This is a genomic window from Metapseudomonas cellulosilytica (assembly GCF_049334135.1).
In the GTDB taxonomy this organism is placed as follows: domain Bacteria; phylum Pseudomonadota; class Gammaproteobacteria; order Pseudomonadales; family Pseudomonadaceae; genus Metapseudomonas.
In genome coordinates this window covers 1-18,981 of the sequence record NZ_JBHZGN010000008.1, presented here as the reverse complement: position 1 = coordinate 18,981, position 18,981 = coordinate 1, and the positions used below count along the sequence as shown (strand labels likewise).

21 protein-coding genes and 1 pseudogene are annotated in these 18,981 nt (G+C 64.4%); 8 read left to right on the top strand and 14 right to left on the bottom strand.

All coding sequences use genetic code 11. From position 1 onward, the window contains the following. The first annotated feature begins 97 nt into the window (after positions 1-97). From ACFW0H_RS11985 to cmoB, 4 genes are all read left to right on the top strand, one after another. Complete coding sequence (locus ACFW0H_RS11985) at positions 98-502, top strand: protease inhibitor I42 family protein (protein ID WP_422914124.1); 405 nt, start codon at positions 98-100, stop codon at positions 500-502. Between the two features lie 377 nt (positions 503-879). Further along, entirely contained in the window at positions 880-1,452 is a 573-nt protein-coding gene (locus tag ACFW0H_RS11980) for a hypothetical protein (RefSeq protein WP_422914123.1), read from the top strand. Positions 1,453-1,517: 65 nt separating this feature from the next. After that, complete coding sequence (cmoA, locus tag ACFW0H_RS11975) at positions 1,518-2,261, top strand: carboxy-S-adenosyl-L-methionine synthase CmoA (RefSeq protein ID WP_422914122.1); 744 nt, start codon at positions 1,518-1,520, stop codon at positions 2,259-2,261. Next, positions 2,258-3,226 carry a tRNA 5-methoxyuridine(34)/uridine 5-oxyacetic acid(34) synthase CmoB gene (gene cmoB / locus ACFW0H_RS11970; protein WP_422914121.1) on the top strand — a complete coding sequence of 323 codons (969 nt, stop codon included), beginning with the start codon at positions 2,258-2,260 and terminating at the stop codon, positions 3,224-3,226. Before cmoA ends, cmoB begins: the two co-directional genes overlap by 4 nt. Positions 3,227-3,340: 114 nt before the next feature. Here cmoB and pdxJ read toward each other — a convergent pair whose 3' ends face one another. The 11 genes from pdxJ to rpoE form a co-directional block, all read right to left on the bottom strand. After that, entirely contained in the window at positions 3,341-4,087 is a 747-nt protein-coding gene (gene pdxJ, locus ACFW0H_RS11965; RefSeq protein WP_422914120.1) for a pyridoxine 5'-phosphate synthase, read from the bottom strand. Beyond that, the gene (gene recO, locus ACFW0H_RS11960) at positions 4,080-4,778 is read right to left on the bottom strand and encodes a DNA repair protein RecO (RefSeq protein ID WP_422914119.1); all 699 of its coding nucleotides are present in this window, start codon (positions 4,776-4,778) and stop codon (positions 4,080-4,082) included. Before recO ends, pdxJ begins: the two co-directional genes overlap by 8 nt. 8 nt (positions 4,779-4,786) lie before the next feature. Continuing rightward, a complete protein-coding gene (gene era, locus ACFW0H_RS11955) occupies positions 4,787-5,689 on the bottom strand; it encodes a GTPase Era (protein ID WP_422914118.1) in 903 nt (300 codons plus the stop codon). Beyond that, positions 5,682-6,371, bottom strand: a complete 690-nt coding sequence (gene rnc, locus ACFW0H_RS11950) for a ribonuclease III (RefSeq protein ID WP_422914117.1) — start codon at positions 6,369-6,371, stop codon at positions 5,682-5,684. Before rnc ends, era begins: the two co-directional genes overlap by 8 nt. After that, complete coding sequence (locus ACFW0H_RS11945; protein WP_422914116.1) at positions 6,368-6,745, bottom strand: DUF4845 domain-containing protein; 378 nt, start codon at positions 6,743-6,745, stop codon at positions 6,368-6,370. Before ACFW0H_RS11945 ends, rnc begins: the two co-directional genes overlap by 4 nt. 115 nt (positions 6,746-6,860) lie before the next feature. Next, positions 6,861-7,715, bottom strand: coding sequence for a signal peptidase I (gene lepB, locus ACFW0H_RS11940; protein ID WP_422914115.1), 855 nt, complete (start codon positions 7,713-7,715; stop codon positions 6,861-6,863). A 5-nt stretch (positions 7,716-7,720) separates the two neighbouring features. Continuing rightward, positions 7,721-9,520, bottom strand: coding sequence for a translation elongation factor 4 (gene lepA / locus ACFW0H_RS11935; RefSeq protein ID WP_422914114.1), 1,800 nt, complete (start codon positions 9,518-9,520; stop codon positions 7,721-7,723). Positions 9,521-9,673: 153 nt separating this feature from the next. Further along, positions 9,674-11,095, bottom strand: a complete 1,422-nt coding sequence (locus ACFW0H_RS11930; RefSeq protein ID WP_422914113.1) for a DegQ family serine endoprotease — start codon at positions 11,093-11,095, stop codon at positions 9,674-9,676. A 193-nt stretch (positions 11,096-11,288) separates the two neighbouring features. Next, entirely contained in the window at positions 11,289-12,239 is a 951-nt protein-coding gene (locus tag ACFW0H_RS11925) for a MucB/RseB C-terminal domain-containing protein (RefSeq protein ID WP_422914112.1), read from the bottom strand. 8 nt (positions 12,240-12,247) lie between these two features. After that, entirely contained in the window at positions 12,248-12,841 is a 594-nt protein-coding gene (locus ACFW0H_RS11920; protein WP_422914111.1) for a sigma-E factor negative regulatory protein, read from the bottom strand. 31 nt (positions 12,842-12,872) lie between these two features. Further along, positions 12,873-13,454, bottom strand: a complete 582-nt coding sequence (gene rpoE / locus ACFW0H_RS11915; protein ID WP_044870604.1) for an RNA polymerase sigma factor RpoE — start codon at positions 13,452-13,454, stop codon at positions 12,873-12,875. 378 nt (positions 13,455-13,832) lie between these two features. On the opposite strand from rpoE, the gene nadB reads away from it, so the two are divergent. After that, positions 13,833-15,449, top strand: a complete 1,617-nt coding sequence (gene nadB, locus ACFW0H_RS11910; RefSeq protein ID WP_422914110.1) for an L-aspartate oxidase — start codon at positions 13,833-13,835, stop codon at positions 15,447-15,449. Here the strand turns inward: nadB and ACFW0H_RS11905 are convergent. Beyond that, the gene (locus ACFW0H_RS11905; RefSeq protein WP_422914109.1) at positions 15,418-15,870 is read right to left on the bottom strand and encodes a protein YgfX; all 453 of its coding nucleotides are present in this window, start codon (positions 15,868-15,870) and stop codon (positions 15,418-15,420) included. The genes nadB and ACFW0H_RS11905 overlap by 32 nt on opposite strands. After that, a complete protein-coding gene (locus tag ACFW0H_RS11900; RefSeq protein WP_422914108.1) occupies positions 15,854-16,108 on the bottom strand; it encodes an FAD assembly factor SdhE in 255 nt (84 codons plus the stop codon). The genes ACFW0H_RS11905 and ACFW0H_RS11900 overlap by 17 nt, the downstream gene beginning before the upstream one ends. Before the next feature lie 119 nt (positions 16,109-16,227). On the opposite strand from ACFW0H_RS11900, the gene ygfZ reads away from it, so the two are divergent. The 3 genes from ygfZ (at position 16,228) to ACFW0H_RS11885 (ending at position 18,858) form a co-directional block, all read left to right on the top strand. Then, complete coding sequence (gene ygfZ / locus ACFW0H_RS11895) at positions 16,228-17,169, top strand: CAF17-like 4Fe-4S cluster assembly/insertion protein YgfZ (RefSeq protein WP_422914107.1); 942 nt, start codon at positions 16,228-16,230, stop codon at positions 17,167-17,169. A gap of 32 nt (positions 17,170-17,201) precedes the next feature. Beyond that, positions 17,202-18,038: an HDOD domain-containing protein gene (locus tag ACFW0H_RS11890; RefSeq protein ID WP_422914106.1), complete on the top strand. Its 837-nt coding sequence runs from the start codon at positions 17,202-17,204 to the stop codon at positions 18,036-18,038. A gap of 64 nt (positions 18,039-18,102) precedes the next feature. Next, entirely contained in the window at positions 18,103-18,858 is a 756-nt protein-coding gene (locus tag ACFW0H_RS11885; RefSeq protein WP_422914105.1) for a substrate-binding periplasmic protein, read from the top strand. Positions 18,859-18,873: 15 nt separating this feature from the next. On the opposite strand, the pseudogene ACFW0H_RS11880 reads toward ACFW0H_RS11885, so the two are convergent. Then, a pseudogene (locus tag ACFW0H_RS11880) lies at positions 18,874-18,981 on the bottom strand (IS110 family transposase); the annotation flags it as partial.

Here is an 18,981-nt window from a genome sequence, read left to right as displayed (position 1 = left end):
CAAACCACGACTCGGCACTGGCACTTTTCGTCCAGAGCCTACGCAAAGGCGGAGCCAGCCGTTATGCTGGCCCCGCCCCTGACCGACGGAGTCGCCGATGTCATTCGCCCCCTCCCCTCGCCTGCTGTTGCCCCTGGGCCTCGCCCTGCTCGCCGCCTGCGCCCAGCAGCAGACCGGCCCGGTGGTGGTCCAGGACCAGCAGGATGATTGCCCGCTGTCCCTCGAACAGGGCCAACCCCTGGTACTGACTCTGCCCAGCAACCCCACCACCGGATTCCGCTGGGTGGTACGCGACGCCGCGACCAATGTGCTGCAGAGCCTTGGCCCGGAAGTCTACTCGACACCGGAAGACGCCGGCCTGGTGGGCAGCGCCGGCCAGTCCACCTGGCGTTTCAAGGCCAGCCAGCCCGGCGAGGGCCGCCTGCACCTGGACTACCAGCGCCCCTGGGAAGCCGGCGTTGCGCCTGCCGAGAGCTTCGACTGCCAGGTCAGCGTCAAATAGCGCCAATTGCCCGCGCCGCAGGCATCAGCCGCCTGGCGTTACGGGTGGTGACTGCCTGTGGCGGTACCACCTTCACCCTGCCCTGACGCGCCCTCGCCCGCCCGGGAATCGGCTCCGACCGCCAGTCGGCGCTGATGGCGACGGGTGGAGCGGCGCTCGTGGTATTGCCCGACAGCCTGATCGGCATCGCCCCTTTCGTACCCCCCGTCAATGGCGCGAGTTACTTCATCATCGTCGGTTTCGGGCTCGGCCAGTGGGGCAGCGCTACGTCCGCCATGGCATTTCCGCGCGCCACCTCATTCCGGAAAAATCCATCGGCACCCTCCCGGGAAATCGGCTATAGCAATTAGGCGGATACTCAAACTAGGGAGCGTGCGATGGGCAGCCTCGTACAACTGTGGAGCTTGCTGTGCTGTACAGCTCTTCTCTCGGGTTGCGGTAGCCTGCTGCCCAGCGAGCGTGCCGAAGTGCTGTCACCATTTCGGGACTATACCGATGCGGAGATCCGCTATTCCCAGGCCATACCGGGCAAGACAACCCGCCCGGAACTGTTTTCCCTGGGCTTCGACCCGCTGATCCAGGGCAACGGCAAGATGCTCTCCTTTATCGACGTGCGCCTGATGTTCGTGCAGCCCAACGTGCCCATCGACTACCTCCCCGACGGCCTGATGAAATGCCTGGAAGCCAAGGATCGCTGCATCGGCTATGCCTTCGAGTTCACCAAGACCGATACCCAGCGGGTCGGCAGTTTCTGGGCCGACGTCTTCAACTTCCGCAAGAACCGCGAGCTCCAGGGCTGGACCTTCCGCGCGGTGTTCGTACTGGTGGACGACGTGGTGGTGCACAAGGTGAGCAATGGCGAGCCGAACATCCGCCGCTTCGAGGTCAAGCGCAACCCGCTTGGGCCGCTGCAGGGCGCGGGCGAGTTCTTTTCCGATCAGCTGAAGTAAGGGAGGTTTGGCCGCGTCGCCCAGTCCGTTAGAATGCCGGCCTTTTCCCTTGCTGGTACCGGCCCGTGACCGAAAGTCCCGATCGCATCTACGCCAATCCCCAGGCCCAAGTCGCCGACTTCGCCTTCAACGAGGACGTGGTCCGGGTGTTCCCGGACATGATCAAGCGCTCGGTGCCGGGCTACCCCACTATCGTCGAGAACATTGGCGTGCTGGCCGCCCAGTTCGCCCAGGCCGGCACTCCGCTCTATGACCTCGGCAGCTCACTCGGTGCCGTGACCCAGGCCCTGCGCCGCCATGTGAAGACCGACGGCTGTCGGGTGATCGCTGTGGATAACTCCAACGCCATGGTGGAACGCTGCCGCGAGTACCTGCACGCCCAGGACGCCATGTTCCAGGAACTGCTGCCAGTGGAGGTGATCGAGGCCGACATCCTCGCCCTGGACTTCCAGCCCTGCTCCCTGGTGGCAATGAATTTCACCCTGCAGTTCGTGCCCCGCGAACACCGCACCGGGCTGCTCAGCCGCATCCGCCAGGCGCTGCTGCCGGGTGGCGCCCTGATCCTCTCGGAGAAGCTGCGCTTCGAGGACGCCGAAGAGCACCAACTGCTCACCGACCTGCACATCGCCTTCAAGCGCGCCAACGGCTACAGCGAGCTGGAAATCGCCCAGAAACGCAGCGCCCTGGAGAACGTCATGCAGCCCGACAGCCTGGAAGAACACCGCGAACGCCTGTTGGCGGCCGGTTACTCCAAGGTGGTGCCCTGGTTCCAGTGCCTCAATTTCGCCTCGCTGATCGCCCTGCCATGATTCGTACGCTGGACCTCGACGCCCTGCAGCAAGCGCTGGCGGGCACCCCCCTGCAGGATTGGGCGGCCGACCTGCCCGGACAACTGGACACCAAGCTGGCGCTCGGCCATGGCGACCTGGAGCGCTGGAGCGCTGCGGTCAACGCCCTGCCCCCTCTGCAACCGCAGCAGGTGGAACTGACCCAGCGTTTCCTGCTGGATGGCCCCTGCGACGACGCCACCCGCGCGGCGCTGAAGGCCGCCCTGCAGGGGCTGATTCCGTGGCGCAAGGGCCCTTTCGAGCTGTTCGGCGTACAGGTCGACACCGAATGGCGTTCGGACTGGAAATGGTCGCGGGTGGCCCCCCACCTCGACCTGCGTGGCCGCCGCGTGCTGGATGTGGGCTGCGGCAACGGCTACTACCAGTGGCGCATGCTCGGTGCCGGCGCCGACAGCGTGGTGGGCATTGACCCCAACTGGCTGTTCTTCTGCCAGTTCCTGGCCATGAAGCGCTTCCTGCCCGATCTGCCGGCCTGGCATCTGCCCCTGGCATTGGAAGAACTGCCAGCCAAGCTGGAAGGCTTCGACACCGTGTTCTCCATGGGTGTGCTTTACCATCGCCGCTCGCCCATCGACCATCTCTTCGATCTCAAGGACTGCCTGCGCCGCGGCGGCGAACTGGTGCTGGAAACGCTGGTGGTAGAAGGCGACGCCCAGCAGGTGCTGGTGCCCGAGGACCGCTACGCGCAGATGCGCAATGTCTGGTTCCTGCCCTCAGTGCCGGCCCTGGAACTCTGGCTGCGCCGCGCGGGCTATGTGGATATCCGCTGCGTGGACGTCAGCTACACCAGCGTCGAGGAACAGCGCAGCACCGAATGGATGCGCTTCCAGTCCCTGCCGGAATTCCTCGATCCTGCCGACCACAGCCGTACCATCGAGGGCCTGCCGGCGCCGGCCCGGGCCGTATTGATCGCCCGCAAGCCCTGAGCACGTTCGGGACCGCTTCGCGGTCCATGGCGAATGAATTCGCCCCTACAGGAAATGCACGAAACCCTTGTAGGGGCGAATTCATTCGCCAAGCAGGCCGAAGGCCTGCCCTTCTCAGCCCTTGGCGGCGGCCGAAACGATCAGCTGCTTCATCTCCACCACCGCCTGCTTGAAGCCGACGAACAGCGCGTGGGCGACCAGGGCGTGGCCGATGTTCAGCTCGTTGATGCCGGGAATCGCCGCCACCGGCTCGACATTGTGGTAGTGCAGGCCGTGGCCGGCATTGACGATCAGGCCGAGCTTCAGGCCCAGGGCGACGCCCTCCTCGATACGCTGCAGTTCGCGGGCAGCCTCCTCCGGGGTGTGGGCGTCCGCATAACGGCCGGTATGCAGCTCGATAGCCGGAGCGCCGACGCGATGGGCCGCCTCGATCTGCGCGGCGTCGGCGTCGATGAACAGCGAAACCTCGCTCCCCACCTTGGCCAGGCGCTCCACCGCGGCCTTGATTCGCGCTTCCTGACCGGCAACGTCGAGGCCGCCTTCAGTGGTCAGTTCCTGGCGGGTTTCCGGTACCAGGCAGACGTGTGCCGGGCGAATCTCCTCGGCGAAGGCCATCATTTCCTCGGTCACGCCCATCTCGAAGTTCATCCGGGTCTGCAGCACCTCCTTGAGCAGGCGCACATCGCGCTCCTGGATGTGCCGGCGGTCCTCGCGCAGATGCACGGTGATGCCATCGGCACCGGCTTCCTCCGCGTCCAGGGCGGCCTTCACCGGGTCGGGGTAGCGGGTACCTCGGGCCTGGCGGAGGGTGGCGACGTGGTCGATGTTGACACCGAGAAGTACGCGGTTGGCTTCAGTCACGGGGAGGTTCCTTGATCGTCATGAAAAGCTCGCGGCTGACCAGCGGCCGGCCGCCCAGGTGTGGTGCCAGGGCCTGACGCATGAGGCGCTTGGCTGCGCCAAGGGCGCCCGGCGCGCTCCAGTCGGCTTCGGCCAGGGCGAGGAGTTCGCGGCCCTGGAACAGGCCGGGCTGCAATTGCCCCACCGGCTCCAGCCCGGCATCGGGCACGAGGCGGTAGATGCCGTCGGCGGCGATGGGTTGCCCGGTCAGGTCCGTATCCAGGGCGAAACCATAGCCCAGCTCATCCAGCAGGCGCCATTCGAATGCACGCAGCAGCGGCTCCAGCGGACGATTGGCCGCCAGTGCCTGGAGCGTCGCGGCATAGTGATCGAACAGCGCCGGCTGCGGGTCTTCGGCGGGCAGCAGGCGGACCAGCAGTTCGTTGAGGTAGAGGCCGCTGAACAGTGCTTCGCCCGCCAGCAGATTGGGGATGCCGATAGTTTCCAGGCGGACCACGTTCTTCAGCTCGCCGCGGCCGCGGAACTCGACTTCGAGGGGCAGGAAGGGGCGCGCCAGGGTGCCGGCCCTGCCGCGGGCGCCACGCAACACGGCGCGCAGGCGGCCTTCGGGGGTGAAGAAGTCGACCAGCGCGCTGCTTTCCCGATAGGCCCTGCTGTGCAGGACGAACGCCGGCAGCACCGCGCCGATCATGGACAGGCTCAGAGGTCGTTGTAGCCCAGGGAACGCAGGGCACGCTCGTCATCGGACCAGCCGCCCTTCACCTTCACCCAGAGGTTGAGCATGACCTTGGAGTCGAACATGGTTTCCATGTCCTTGCGCGCGTCCTGGCCGATGCGTTTGATGCGTTCACCGCCGTCGCCGATGATGATCTTCTTCTGGCCGTCGCGCTCCACCAGGATCAGGGCGTGGATGTGCAGGACGTGGCCTTCCTGCTTGAACTCTTCGATCTCCACGGTGATCTGGTAGGGCAGCTCGGCGCCCAGCTGGCGCATGATCTTCTCGCGCACCAGCTCGGCGGCGAGGAAGCGGCTGCTGCGGTCGGTGATCTGGTCTTCCGGGAAGAAGTGATCGCCTTCCGGCAGGCGTTCGGCCACCAGGCGCTCCAGGGTGTCCAGATTGAGCCCCTGCAGGGCGGAGATGGGCACCACTTCGGCCGTCGGCAACTGCTCCTGGAGCCAGGCCAGGTGCGGAATCAGCTCGGCCTTGTCATCAAGGCGATCGGCCTTGTTGACGGCGATCAGCACCGGCCCCTGCACGTACTGCACGCGCTCCAGCACCAGTTGGTCTTCCTCGGTCCAGCGATTGCGGTCAACCACGAAGACCACCACGTCCACGTCCTTCAGGGCGGCCGAGGCGCTGCGGTTCATGTAGCGGTTCAGCGCCTTGTCGCTTTTCTTGTGCAGGCCGGGGGTGTCCACGTAGATCGCCTGCACATTGTTCTCGGTCTTGATGCCGAGCATGTTGTGGCGGGTGGTCTGCGGCTTGCGCGAGGTGATCGCCAGCTTCTGCCCGAGGATGTGGTTGAGCAGCGTCGACTTGCCCACATTGGGGCGGCCGACGATGGCGACGTAGCCGCAGCGGGGGGTATCGATATCAGTCATTGCCATTCTCCACACCAAGGGCGACCAGGGCGGCGGCGGCAGCCACCTGTTCGGCGATACGGCGGCTCGCGCCCTGGCCCTGGGTCTTGTCATTCAGCAGGGTGACCTGGCACTCGACGAAGAACGTACGGCAGTGCGGTTCACCCTGGATATCCACCACTTCATAACGTGGCAATTCGCAGGCCCGGGACTGCAGGAACTCCTGCAGGCGGGTCTTGGGATCCTTGTTGGTATCCACCAGGGTCAGGCCTTCGAGTTCGTTGGCCAGCCAGGCGAGGACGCGCTCGCGCGCAGCCTCCATGCCTGTATCCAGGTAGATCGCGCCGATCAGCGCTTCCAATGCGTCGGCGAGAATCGACTCGCGACGAAACCCGCCGCTCTTCAGTTCGCCCGAACCCAGTCGCAGGTACTCGCCCAGTTCGAAGCCACGGGCCAGCAGGGCCAGGGTCTCACCCTTCACCAGTCGCGCACGCAGGCGCGAAAGCTGGCCTTCGCGAGCCTGGGGGAAACGCTCGAACAGCGCCTCGCCGGCGACGAAATTGAGGATGGCATCGCCGAGGAATTCGAGGCGCTCGTTGTTACGCCCCGCGAAACTGCGGTGGGTCAGGGCCAGGGTCATCAGACTCTGGTCCTTGAAGGTATAGCCGAGCTTACGCTCGAGACGGCTGAGGGATACGCTCACTGGACTCGCACACGGAATTCTTTGTCGAAGCGCACCACCAGATCGAGGTTCTCGACCAGGGGCTCGCGTTTTTCATATTTGAGGTGAGCCTGGAACTCGTTGTTTTCCAGGGTCACCTTCAGTGCCTTGTCCAGGTCCAGGTCACGAATGCCGTTGACCTGCATGCCCTTGCTGACATGGCTGTAGAAATCGGGGATGGTCCTGATCTCCAGGGCTTTCTCGGTTTCCACCGAGCTGATGATCTTCTCCAGGGAGAAGTAATCGAGGTAATGCGGAATGATCTTGAAGGCGGTGCTGGCCAGGAAAGCCACTACGGCCAGGACCAGCAGCCAGCCCAGTACCGACATACCCTTCTGCTTACGCGCGAACGTCATGATCGACCTCAATGTCTGTGTTTTTATGGAGGCCGAATGGCCCGCAAGCAAGACTATATAGCGCTTGCGGCGCTGTCATGAACAACGCCGCAAAACCGCGATGGCGAGCGGGAAATCAGTGAATCAGGCCCACTCGGGAGAAATTTGGCAGGTTACGCATCTTGGGATCGGGCCAGCTCATCCAGACCGCGAAGGCCTTGCCGACGATGTTGCGGTCCGGAACCATGCCGAGCAGTTCCCTGGGGATGCGCGGATCGTTCCAGTAGCGACTGTCGTTGGAGTTGTCGCGGTTGTCGCCCATCATGAAGTAGTGCCCCTGGGGTATCACCCACTCGCGACCCGGCTCCATGCGGTAGCGCTTCATTTCCTTGCGGATCAGGTGCTCGGCCTCGCCCAGCTTCTCCTGGTAGAGCATGGCACTGCCCAGGGTGCCCGGCTCCTCGCCCAGCAGCTTCTCGGCTACCGGCTGACCATTGATGGTCAGGTGCTTGTCGCTGCTGTAGGCGATGCGGTCGCCCGGCAGGCCGATCACGCGTTTGATGTAGTTGATGTTCGGGTCGCTGGGGTAGCGGAACACCATGACATCGCCGCGCTGCGGATCACCGACCTCGATCACCTTGTTGTCCAGCACCGGCAGGCGGATGCCATAGGCGAACTTGTTGACCAGGATGAAATCACCCACTTCCAGGGTCGGCTTCATGGAGCCGGAGGGAATCTGGAAGGGTTCCACCAGGAACGAGCGCAGTATCAGCACGATGGCCAGGACCGGGAAGAAGGACTTCCCATACTCGACCAGCAGCGGTTCCTTGTTCAGCTTGTCGAGCACTTCCGGGTCGGGCTCGCTGACTTGCCCCTCATAGGCGGCAATCGCGGAGCGCCGGCGCGGGGCCAGCAGAACCAGATCGACAAGCGCGAGCACGCCGCAGACAGCCACGGCGATAACCAACAACAGCGGGAAATTGATCGACATAGACCCTAGCTATCCACTTTGAGCACAGCGAGGAAGGCTTCCTGCGGGATTTCCACGCTGCCGACCTGCTTCATCCTTTTCTTACCGGCCTTCTGCTTCTCCAGCAGCTTTTTCTTACGGCTGACGTCGCCGCCGTAGCACTTGGCCAGAACGTTCTTCCTGAGCGCCTTTACGGTAGTACGTGCAACGATCTGTCCACCGATCGCCGCCTGGATCGCCACGTCGAACATCTGACGCGGGATCAGTTCCTTCATCTTCTCGGTCAACGCGCGGCCTTTGTAGTGGGCCTGATCGCGATGCACGATGAGTGCCAGTGCATCGACCTTCTCGCCGTTGATCAGTACGTCCAGCTTCACCAGATTAGCCGGTTCGAAACGATCGAAGCTGTAATCCAGCGACGCATAGCCACGACTTACCGACTTCAGGCGGTCGAAGAAGTCCAGCACCACTTCGTTCATCGGCAGGTCGTAGCAAACCTGAACCTGGGAGCTGAGGAATTGCATGTCGCGCTGGACGCCACGCTTCTCGATGCACAGGGTAATGACGTTGCCGAGGTGTTCCTGGGGTACCAGGATGTTGGCGCGCACGATGGGTTCGCGCATCTCGGCGATGGACGCGAGGTCGGGCAGCTTGGACGGGTTGTCGACGTATATCGTCTCGCCGTTCTTCTGCACGATCTCGAAGACCACGGTGGGTGCGGTGGTGATCAGGTCCAGGTCGTATTCGCGCTCCAGGCGCTCCTGGATGATCTCCATGTGCAGCATGCCGAGGAAGCCGATGCGGAAGCCGAAGCCCAGGGCCTCGGAGCTTTCCGGCTCGTACTGCAGGGCGGCGTCGTTCAGGGTCAGCTTCTGCAGGGCTTCGCGGAAGTCCTCGAAGTCATCGGAGCTGACCGGGAACAGGCCGGCGTAGACCTGCGGCTTGATGCGCTGGAAGCCCGGCAGCACGTCCACGTCCGGCGTGTTGGACAGGGTCAGGGTGTCGCCCACCGGGGCGCCGTGAATGTCCTTGATGCCGGCGATGATGAAGCCCACTTCGCCAGCCTTGAGGTCGGCCATCTCGGTGTGTTTCGGGGTGAATACGCCGACGCTGTCCACCTGGTGGATCTTGCCGGTGGATTTCACCAGGATCTTGTCGCCCTTCTTCACCCGGCCGTGCTTGACCCGCACCAGCGAGACCACGCCCAGGTAGTTGTCGAACCAGGAGTCGATGATCAGGGCCTGCAGCGGTGCCTCGATCTCGCCTTCCGGCGCCGGGATCACTTCGACCAGGCGCTCCAGCACGTCGATCACACCCATGCCGCTCTTGGCGCTGCAGGGCACGGCGTCGGTGGCGTCGATGCCGATGATGTGCTCGATCTCGTCCTTGACCCGCTCCGGCTCGGCCTGGGGCAGGTCCATCTTGTTCAGCACCGGCATGACCTCGAGGCCCTGCTCGATGGCGGTGTAGCAGTTGGCCACGGACTGGGCTTCCACGCCCTGGCCGGCGTCCACCACCAGCAACGCACCTTCGCAGGCCGCCAGGGAACGGCTGACTTCGTAGGTGAAGTCCACGTGGCCGGGGGTGTCGATGAAGTTCAGCTGATAGGTCTTACCGCTCTGCGCCTTGTAGTGCAGGGTGACGCTGTGTGCCTTGATGGTGATGCCACGCTCGCGCTCCAGGTCCATGGAATCCAGCACCTGGGCCTCCATCTCGCGGTCGGACAGGCCGCCGCACATCTGGATGAAGCGGTCTGCCAGGGTCGACTTGCCATGGTCGATGTGGGCGATGATGGAGAAATTGCGGATATGACTCAGGTCACTCACGGATGAACACTCGAAAAAGCCGCGAGCAGGCTTGCTCGCCGAAAAATAGCGGGGGAGTTTACCTGATCGGCGGCCAGCCCGTCACGCCCATGCGGCGGACGGCAGAAACGAAAAAGGGCGGCCATTGGCCGCCCTTTTCGTACTGGAACCGCTTTACTCGGCCAGTTTGAAGGTAATGAAGCTGGCGCGCCCCTGGCGCAGCACACGCATGGACACCGAACGGTTCTTCGGCAGCTCCTTGGCGACCTGGGTGAAGGCCTTCGCGGAGGTGATCGCCTGGTTGTTCAGGTGGGTGATCACGTCGCCCGGACGCAGGCCCATCATGGCCGCCGGGCCCTCCAGCACGTCCTTGATCACTACGCCACCCTGGATGTCCAGGGCCTTTTTCTGCTCGTCGGTCAGCTCGACCACGCTGACCCCGAGGCGGTTGCTGCTGCGCTCGACGCCATCACCGGCGGCGGCAGCCATCTCGTCGCCGTCCTCCGGCAGGGCGCCGATGGCCATGTCGAGAGTCTTGCGACTGCCGCCGCGGACCACTTCGAGGCTGATCTTGCTGCCCGGCTTGAGATTGCCCACCAGGTGCGGCAGGTCGGCGGAGACCACGATCGGCTGGCCGTTCATGCTGAGAATGACGTCCCCCACCTGCAAGCCGCCCTTGGCCGCCGGTCCGCCTTCCTGGACCTGGGCCACCAGTGCGCCGGCAGGCTTGTCCAGGCCAAAGGATTCGGCCAGGTCCTTGTTCACTTCCTGGATCACCACGCCCAGCCAGCCGCGGCTGACCTTGCCTTCGGTCTTGAGCTGGTCGGCCACGGTCATGGCCACGTCGATCGGGATGGCGAAGGACAGGCCCATGAAGCCGCCCGAGCGGGTGAAAATCTGCGAGTTGATGCCGACGACCTCGCCATCCAGGTTGAACAGCGGGCCGCCGGAGTTACCCGGGTTGATGGCCACGTCGGTCTGGATGAAGGGGACATAGTTCTCGTTCGGCAGGCTGCGGCCCTTGGCGCTGACGATACCGGCGGTCACCGAGTGGTCGAAACCGAAGGGCGAGCCGATGGCCAGCACCCAGCCGCCCACTTTGAGATCGTCGGACTTGCCGATCTTCACGGTCGGCAGATCCTTGCCCTGTACCTTGAGCAGGGCCACATCGGTGCGCGGATCGGCGCCGATCAGCTTGGCCTCCAGCTCGCTGCGGTCGGACAGGCGCACGATGATTTCATCAGCGTCGGCCACCACATGGTTGTTGGTCAGGACATAGCCGTCCTTGGAAATGATGAAGCCGGAACCGAGGGACTGGGCCTCGCGCTGGCGGCCACCCTGGGGATTGCGCGGCACCTGCGGCATATTGCGCTCGAAGAACTCACGCAGCATGGGCGGCAGCCCTTCCAGGTCGGGCATCGCCTGGGCACCGGCGGCGCGTTGGGGCAGCTTCTGCCGGGTGCTGATGTTGACCACCGCCGGGGACGCCTCTTCGACCAGGGGCGTAAAGTCCGGCAGTTCGGCACGGGCCACGAGGGTTTGACCAAGCAGCAGCAGGGCTGCCAAGGCGGTCATGCAGGATTTGAGGTTAAGCATCGACATACAGCTCCCGTCGCATAACGAGTGGTATGAACTCGCCGGGCCACCCGGCCCTGCGAGCAAAACAGAAACACAAAAGCAAAAACGAGCCTGGAGCGTCAGCCCCAGGCCCGGTGGAACATCGTGAAAAAGGCAAGGCCGGAGCCGCGGCTCCCGCGCCTTGAAAAGGTAGTAGGTCCTGTAGCGAAGATCATTGCGTGGCCGAGGCCTCCGCAGCTCGCATGGACAGGGCCACCCGCTCGGCCGTCCCCAGGGGGATCTCGCCGACCACCGTGACCATCACATCGCCATCCTTCGTGCTGACCCGCTTGGAGACCATGACCGTGGGCCCCAGTTGGCTGCGGGCGTCTTCCACCACAGCACCGTGCAGGGGCTCGAGAAACACCGAGAATCGCGCCAGGCCATCGCTGTAGAGCAGGCTCGACACGGCGTCGGAAGAAGCAGGACTACGGCGTTCCTGCGTACTGGTCAGGCTGAAGCCCGGCGGCAGCCATTCGGAACGCCAATGAGCGGGCTTGTCGCTCTGCGCCTCGCTGACCCGTACCGCCTTGCAAGCCGAACTCGGCTGCAGGTCGGGGTCGGCCGGGGTGCCCGCGGTGTCGATGCGGGTGAACTGGAATCGTTCCAGCAACTGACCCTTGTCGCTGAGCAGCAGCGACTTGAGCGGCAGGCCGGTATCCCGGTCCAGATGCAACTCAAAACCGTAACGGTGCTGATCGCGGGGCGCCAGGGTCAGGACCACGGCCGGCCGGCCAGCGACGCGGGACTCGCCCGCCAGACGCAGGTCATACCATTCGGAGAGCTGCTTGGCGTCGAGTGCGCGGGCAGGCCATACCTGACCATCGGCCATCTGATCGGAAAGGGAGCCACTCACGCACTGGATGCGTCCATTGACACGCACCACTTCCTGCGCCGGACCATCGAGCTGCAAAAGACGCTCGCGCACTTCCCCACCCTGCTGGACCTGGTGCCAGACCTGGTGAGTGGAGAAACTCCCATTTCGTTCGTAAACGAACGTTCCCTGGAAATTCTGGCGCTGCTCCACGTCAGCGAGGCGCTGCAGCCAGTCCTGAGCGTCGGCGGCATGGGCTGATTGAGTCAGCCAGCCGCCAAGCAAGATGAATACCGGAAGTGCGCGCATGTTCCTCCTCAGCGGCTCTCCAGACTGGCGGCGCGAGCGTAGGGCAGAGCGCTGTCGCTACCGCTCATCGCGGCCTGCTGGGCATGTTGCCGCAGGTAGGCCGGCAAGCGTTTCTCGTGCCAACCGGAAGACGACTGGGTCGCACCGATCGGCTGCTGCGCCTGCTGGCCATCTTCACTATAGCCAGCCAGGACGGCACCTTGCTGCGCCTGCGGCATCACCATCGCCGGTTGGGCGGCCTGCTGTTGCGCCAGTTGCTGGGTGCCTGCGACCTCGTCCTGGTTATACAGGCGCACGCCGGCCAGCACGGCCAGGGTAACCGAAGCGGCAACGGCCAGGCGGCCCAGGTTGCGCCACGGACCCGGCACGGCCTTGGCCGGCGGCGCCGCTTCCTCGGCCAGGGCGGCCGAAACCGCCGCGGCGATGTCAAGGCGCGGCTCCAGCAGCTCCTTGTGCATCACGGCACGGGCAATCTGGTAACGCGACCAGGTAGCCCGCAATTCTTGATCTTCGCTGGCGGCGAGAACTCGACGCAGCTCCAGTTCGTCCGCCTCGTTATCCATCACCGCGGACAGCGATTCCTGCAAAGCTTCACGACTCATGGCGGTTCCCCTCTTGGCTGTCGCCGCTGTCTCAGGTTCCATGCAACAAAGGTTGCAAGGCTTTATCGATGGCTTCCCGCGCCCGAAAGATGCGGGATCGCACAGTACCGACCGGACACTGCATGACACTCGCAATGTCTTCGTAACTAAGGCCGTCGAACTCGCGCAGGGTCAATGCCGTGCGCAGATCCTCGGGCAACTGCTGGATGCTCCGGTGCACTGTGGCCTCGATCTCGTCGCGAAGCAGGGCTCGCTCGGGCGACTCGATATCCTTGAGAGCGTGGTCGCCGTCATAGAACTCGGCGTCCTCTGCACTTACATCACTGTCCGGCGGGCGTCTTCCACGCGCCACCAGATGGTTTTTCGCCGTATTGATGGCGATGCGGTACAGCCACGTATAAAAGGCGCTGTCACCGCGAAAATTCCCGAGTGCGCGGTAAGCCTTGATAAAGGCTTCCTGAGCCACATCCTGAGCTTCCTGGGCGTCATGCACGAAACGCACGATCAGCCCGAGGATCTTGTGCTGGTACTTCAACACCAGCAGATCGAAAGCCCGCTTGTCGCCCCGCTGCACCCGTTCGACCAGCTGCTGATCCTGTTCCTGGGTTAGCATGAACACTCCTCGTCGATCTCGAAGGGGTGTCGCGCCAGCCAGTGGATCGGCTTGCCAAAATAGACTCGGGCGTTGCGCAAAAGTTCTCCCCTCCAAGCAAGCTTCCTGCAGATAGTTTTTTTACCTGCACGGAATGACGCAGCACGACCCGCGGCCATGCTGCGCCGAATATGTATCGCTTGATCTACAGGCATCCGGGTTGCACATTTGATGTGCATTCGTTGCATCGTAAGCAAGCAGCGTCTCTTCAAAATGGTGACCCTGAATGGAACCTGAGCGACTAAAAAAGTTCCCTGGCACCATACATGGTCATAAGCGAGCTATTGTGCCGCCCACCCCGGCTATATACTAGCCGCCGCTCTTTTTGCGGGAACCGACATGAGCCAACATCTCCAGCATGACGTACTGGTCATCGGCAGCGGCGCCGCTGGCCTGACCCTGGCCCTCACCCTGCCCTCGCACCTCAACATAGTCGTACTGAGCAAGGCCGACCTCAGCAATGGTTCGACCTTCTGGGCCCAGGGCGGCGTGGCCGCGGTGCTGGACGACACCGATACGGTCGATTCCCATGTCGAGGACACCCTCGTTGCCGGCGCCGGTCTGTGCCGCGAGGACGCCGTACGTTTCACGGTAGAACACAGCCGCGCGGCCATCCAATGGCTGATCGACCAGGGCGTGCCTTTCACCCGCGACGACGAGAACGGCCGCGAAGACGGCGGCTTCGAATTCCACCTCACCCGTGAGGGCGGCCACAGCCACCGGCGCATCATCCATGCCGCCGACGCTACCGGGGCCGCGATCTTCAACACCCTCCTGGAACAGGCGAAGAAGCGGCCGAATATCCAGCTGCTCGAGCAGCGGGTGGCGGTCGACCTGATCACCGAGCGCAAGCTCGGCCGCAAGGGCCAGCGCTGCCTGGGCGCCTATGTGCTGAATCGCAACACCGGCGAGGTGGACACCTTTCATGCGCGCTTCACCGTGCTCGCCTCGGGCGGCGCGGCCAAGGTCTACCTCTATACCAGCAACCCCGACAGCGCCTGTGGCGACGGTATCGCCATGGCCTGGCGCGCCGGCTGCCGGGTGGGCAACCTGGAGTTCAACCAGTTCCACCCCACCTGCCTCTACCACCCGCAGGCCAAGAGTTTCCTGATCACCGAAGCGGTAAGGGGCGAAGGCGGCCTGCTCAGGCTGCCCAACGGCGAGCGCTTCATGCAACGCTTCCACCCGCGCGCCGAACTGGCCCCGCGCGATGTGGTAGCCCGCGCCATCGACCACGAGATGAAGCGTCTGGGCGTCGACTGCGTCTACCTGGATATCAGCCACAAGCCCGCCGAGTTCGTGAAGAGCCATTTCCCCACGGTCTACGAGCGCTGCCTGGACTTCGGCATCGACATCACCCGCGAGCCCATCCCGGTGGTACCGGCGGCGCACTACACCTGCGGCGGCGTGGTGGTGGACCGGCACGGCTGCACCGACATACCTGGCCTCTATGCCATCGGCGAAACCAGCTTCACCGGCCTGCACGGCGCCAATCGCATGGCCAGCAACTCGCTGCTGGAATGCTTCGTTTATGGCCGCTCGGCAGCGGAGCACATGCTCAGCCAGCTGAACCAGGTGTCGATGCCCATCAACCTGCCCACCTGGGACGCCAGCCAGGTGACCGACTCGGACGAGGACGTGATCATCGCCCACAACTGGGACGAATTGCGCCGCTTCATGTGGGACTACGTGGGCATCGTGCGCACCAGCAAGCGCCTGCAGCGCGCCCAGCACCGGGTACGCCTGCTGCTGAGCGAGATCGACGAGTTCTACAGTAATTACAAGGTCAGTCGCGACCTGATCGAACTGCGCAACCTGGCGCTGGTCGCGGAGCTGATGATTCGTTCGGCCATGCAACGCCACGAAAGCCGCGGACTGCACTACACCCTGGACTACCCGGACCTGCTGCCCGAAGCCAAGGACACTATTCTGGTGCCGCCCACCTTCGGCGACTGAACCCCAGCCTCACGCGCAACCGGCGGTGCTGCTCCTGTTCCAGGGCGTCCGCCGGAATGCACAGCCCTCTCGCCCACCGCTCTCCCGAAAGACGGAAGCGCAGGATGACCGCCTGCGGCAAGGCCAGGCTGTCCGGGCGCAATTGCACCGGCTGCCAACCGTCGGACTCGCGCCACAACTGCCAGCCGTCACCATCCAGGCGCAAGCCGGTAAATGCCTTGGGAGAAGTCAGCAGAATCTGCCTGGGCAGGCACCCGAGCGCATGAAGCACGCAGGCGAGCAGGCCGGCCAGCCGTGCGCCGAGGGGAAGCTGCGCCACCGACAGGGCCAGGACGGCCAGGAACCACAGGGTCAGGTAGAGGACCAGCAGGCGCCGCGACGGGCGCCAGTGGCATTCGAAGGCGTTACTTGGGCTGGACACGGTCCAGGATCATGCGAACCATGCGTCGCAGGTCGGCATCTTCCGGCTCGCCGCGCTGCATGAACCAGCCGAACATGTCCTGATCCTCGCATTCCAGCAGCTTGCGATAGCGGGCCTGGTCCTCGGCATCGAGGTCCGGATAGACCTCCTTCACGAAGGGCACCAGGAGCACATCCAGTTCGAGCATGCCGCGACGGCTGTGCCAGAAGAGTCGGTTGAGTTCAATTGCGTCGGCCATCACAGCGCCTCCAGGGAAGAGGCGGGCATTATAACCACAGCCGCCGCCCCGGGCACCCGCTGACAAGCCACCAGCAGGACTCTATGATGGCGCCCCAGACTTTTTTCCGGCGATCCGCAATGGCCGATTCAGCATTCTTCTGTCCGCTCACCCATGAAGGCCTGCTCGCCGTCCGCGGCGTGGATGCCGCGAAATTCCTTCAGGGCCAGCTGACCTGCAACCTCAACTACCTGGACCAGGCCACCAGCAGCCTGGGCGCCCGTTGCACGCCCAAGGGCCGGATGATCTCCAGCTTCCGCATCATCCAGGAAGGCGACGGACTGCTCCTGGCCATGTCCGGCGACCTGGTCGAGGCCCAGTTGGCCGACCTCAAGAAATACGCCGTCTTCTCCAAGTCCACCCTGGCCGATGAAAGCGCCGACTGGGCGCGTTTCGGCCTCAGCCAGGGCGATGGCGCCCTGCTGTCCCTGGGACTGGACCTGCCGCAGACCGCCGACAGCGTCGCCCGTGACGGCCGACTGATCGCCCTGCGTCTTGCCGATGGCCGCGCCGAACTCTGGGTTCCCCGTTCCGAGGCCTCGACGATCGAATCGCGCCTTGCCGCCCAATTGCCTGTGGCAGCGCTGGACGCCTGGCTGTTGGCTCAGGTACGCGCCGGTATCGGCCAGGTCTTCGGCGCCACCCGCGAGCTGTTCATTCCCCAGATGATCAACCTCCAGGCCCTGGGCGGCGTCAGCTTCAAGAAAGGCTGCTACACCGGCCAGGAAATCGTCGCCCGCATGCAGTACCTGGGCAAGCTCAAGCGCCGCCTCTACCGCCTGGCGCTGGCCGAAGGCGAGGTCCCCCAGGCCGGCCTCGAACTCTTTTCCCCGGTGCATCAGAGTTCCGTGGGCGAAGTGGTGCTGGCGGCCCCTGCGGCGAACGGCTGCGAACTGCTGGCTGTGCTGCAGGAAGATGCCGCGAACGACGGCCGCATCCACCTGGGCGCCGCCGACGGCGCCGCCCTGAGACTGCTCAGCCTTCCCTATACCCTGGACGCCGACCGGGAAATCCAACGCTAGCCCGCCCTTGCCGGCCCCCGACGAGAAATCCAATGAGCAAGCTTGCCGAGAAAGTCCAACAGGATCTGATCCGGGCCATCGACAACGATGAGCTGGTGCTGCCGACCCTGCCGGAAGTAGCGCTCCGCGTGCGCGAAACCGCCGAGGATCCGAATGCCAGCATCCAGGACCTGACCAAGGTGATCGGCAACGACGCCGCGCTGACCGCTCGCATCATCAAGGTGGTGAACAGCCCGCTGCTGCGCACCAACAAGGAAATCACCGACCTGCAGATGGCCATCAGCCGGCTGGGCATGAATTACACCAGCAACCTGGCCACCGGCCTTGCCATGGAACAGATGTTCCAGGCCACCTCGGACGTGGTCGACCGCAAGATGCGCGAGGTCTGGAACAAGAGCACCGAGATCGCCGGCATCTGCCACGTGCTCTGCCGCCACTACACCCGCCTGATGCCCGACCAGGCCACCCTGGCCGGCCTGGTGCACCAGATCGGCGTGCTGCCCATCCTCACCTACGCGGAAGAACACAACGAGCTGCTGGCCGACTCCATCAGCCTCAACCATGTGATCGAGCGCATTCATCCGCTGATCGGCGACCGCATCCTGCGCACCTGGGAGTTTCCCGAGCCGATCGCCGCCGTGCCCGGCCAGTACCTGGACTTCAGCCGCAATTCCGCACGCGCCGACTACATCGACATCGTCCAGGTCGCCACCCTGCAAAGCTACCTCGGCAGCGAACACCCCTACACCCAGCTCGACTGGAGCCAGGTGTCCGCCTTCGCCAAGCTCGGCCTCGATCCAAACGTCGACATGCAGGCCGACGAGGACCTCTCCGCCGCCATGGAAGCGGCCATGGGCATGCTCCAGTAAGAGTTGCGCGCAGTCCGTCCAGCGCTAGACTCAGGCATCCCCTGACGTCGCTGGATGGAACCGCATGCGCGTGCTGCTCCTCGTGTTCTGCCTGCTATGCCAAGGCCTCGCCGGCGCAGAAGAGGTGCGCCTGACCAACGGCGAGTGGGCGCCCTACCTCGGAGCCAGGCTTCCCCACCAGGGCGTGGCCTCGCGCATAGTCGCGGAAGCCTTCGCCCTGGAAGGCGTCCAGGTGCGCTGGGAGTTCTACCCCTGGGCCCGCGCCCTGCACCTCGCCGAACAAGGTGAGCGCGCCGGCACCGCCGTCTGGCTGCGTAGCCCTGAGCGGGAGCGACGCTTCTACATCAGCGACCCGGTAGTGGAAAGCGCCTACTACTTTTTCCACCGCAAGGACCGCCCGCTGGACTGGCGGCAAGTCTCCGACCTCGCCGGCCTGCGCCTGGGCGGCGCACTGGGCTACGACTACGGCGCGGCCTTCCAGCAGGCCGAGCGCGAACGGCACATCCAGGTCCAGCGGCTGAGCGGCGAGGAGCAGGGCCTGCGCATGGTCCTGGCCGGCCGCCTGGACGCCTTCCCGATGGACAAGGTGGTTGCCTTCGCCCTGCTCAACGCCCAGTTCAGTTCCGCCGAACGCGCCCGGATGAGTTTCCACCCCCAGCCCCTGCGCAGCGACAGCCTGCACCTGCTGCTCTCCCGCGACGTACCCGGCAACGCCGAGTTGATGGCGCGTTTCAACCGGGGCCTCGCCGAGCTGCGGGAAAGCGGCAAGATGGCGCAGTACCTGATGGAAGTGCAGCAGCCTCTGAGCCTGGCGCCGTAGATACCGTCTTGCCCCTTAGTGGGCAAGGGCCAGTTTCGGATCGAATGGCCGACCCGATTTCAGCACGCCATAGGCGATGTGCAGCAGCTTGCGCATCGCCGCGCAAACGATCTGCTTGCCCGC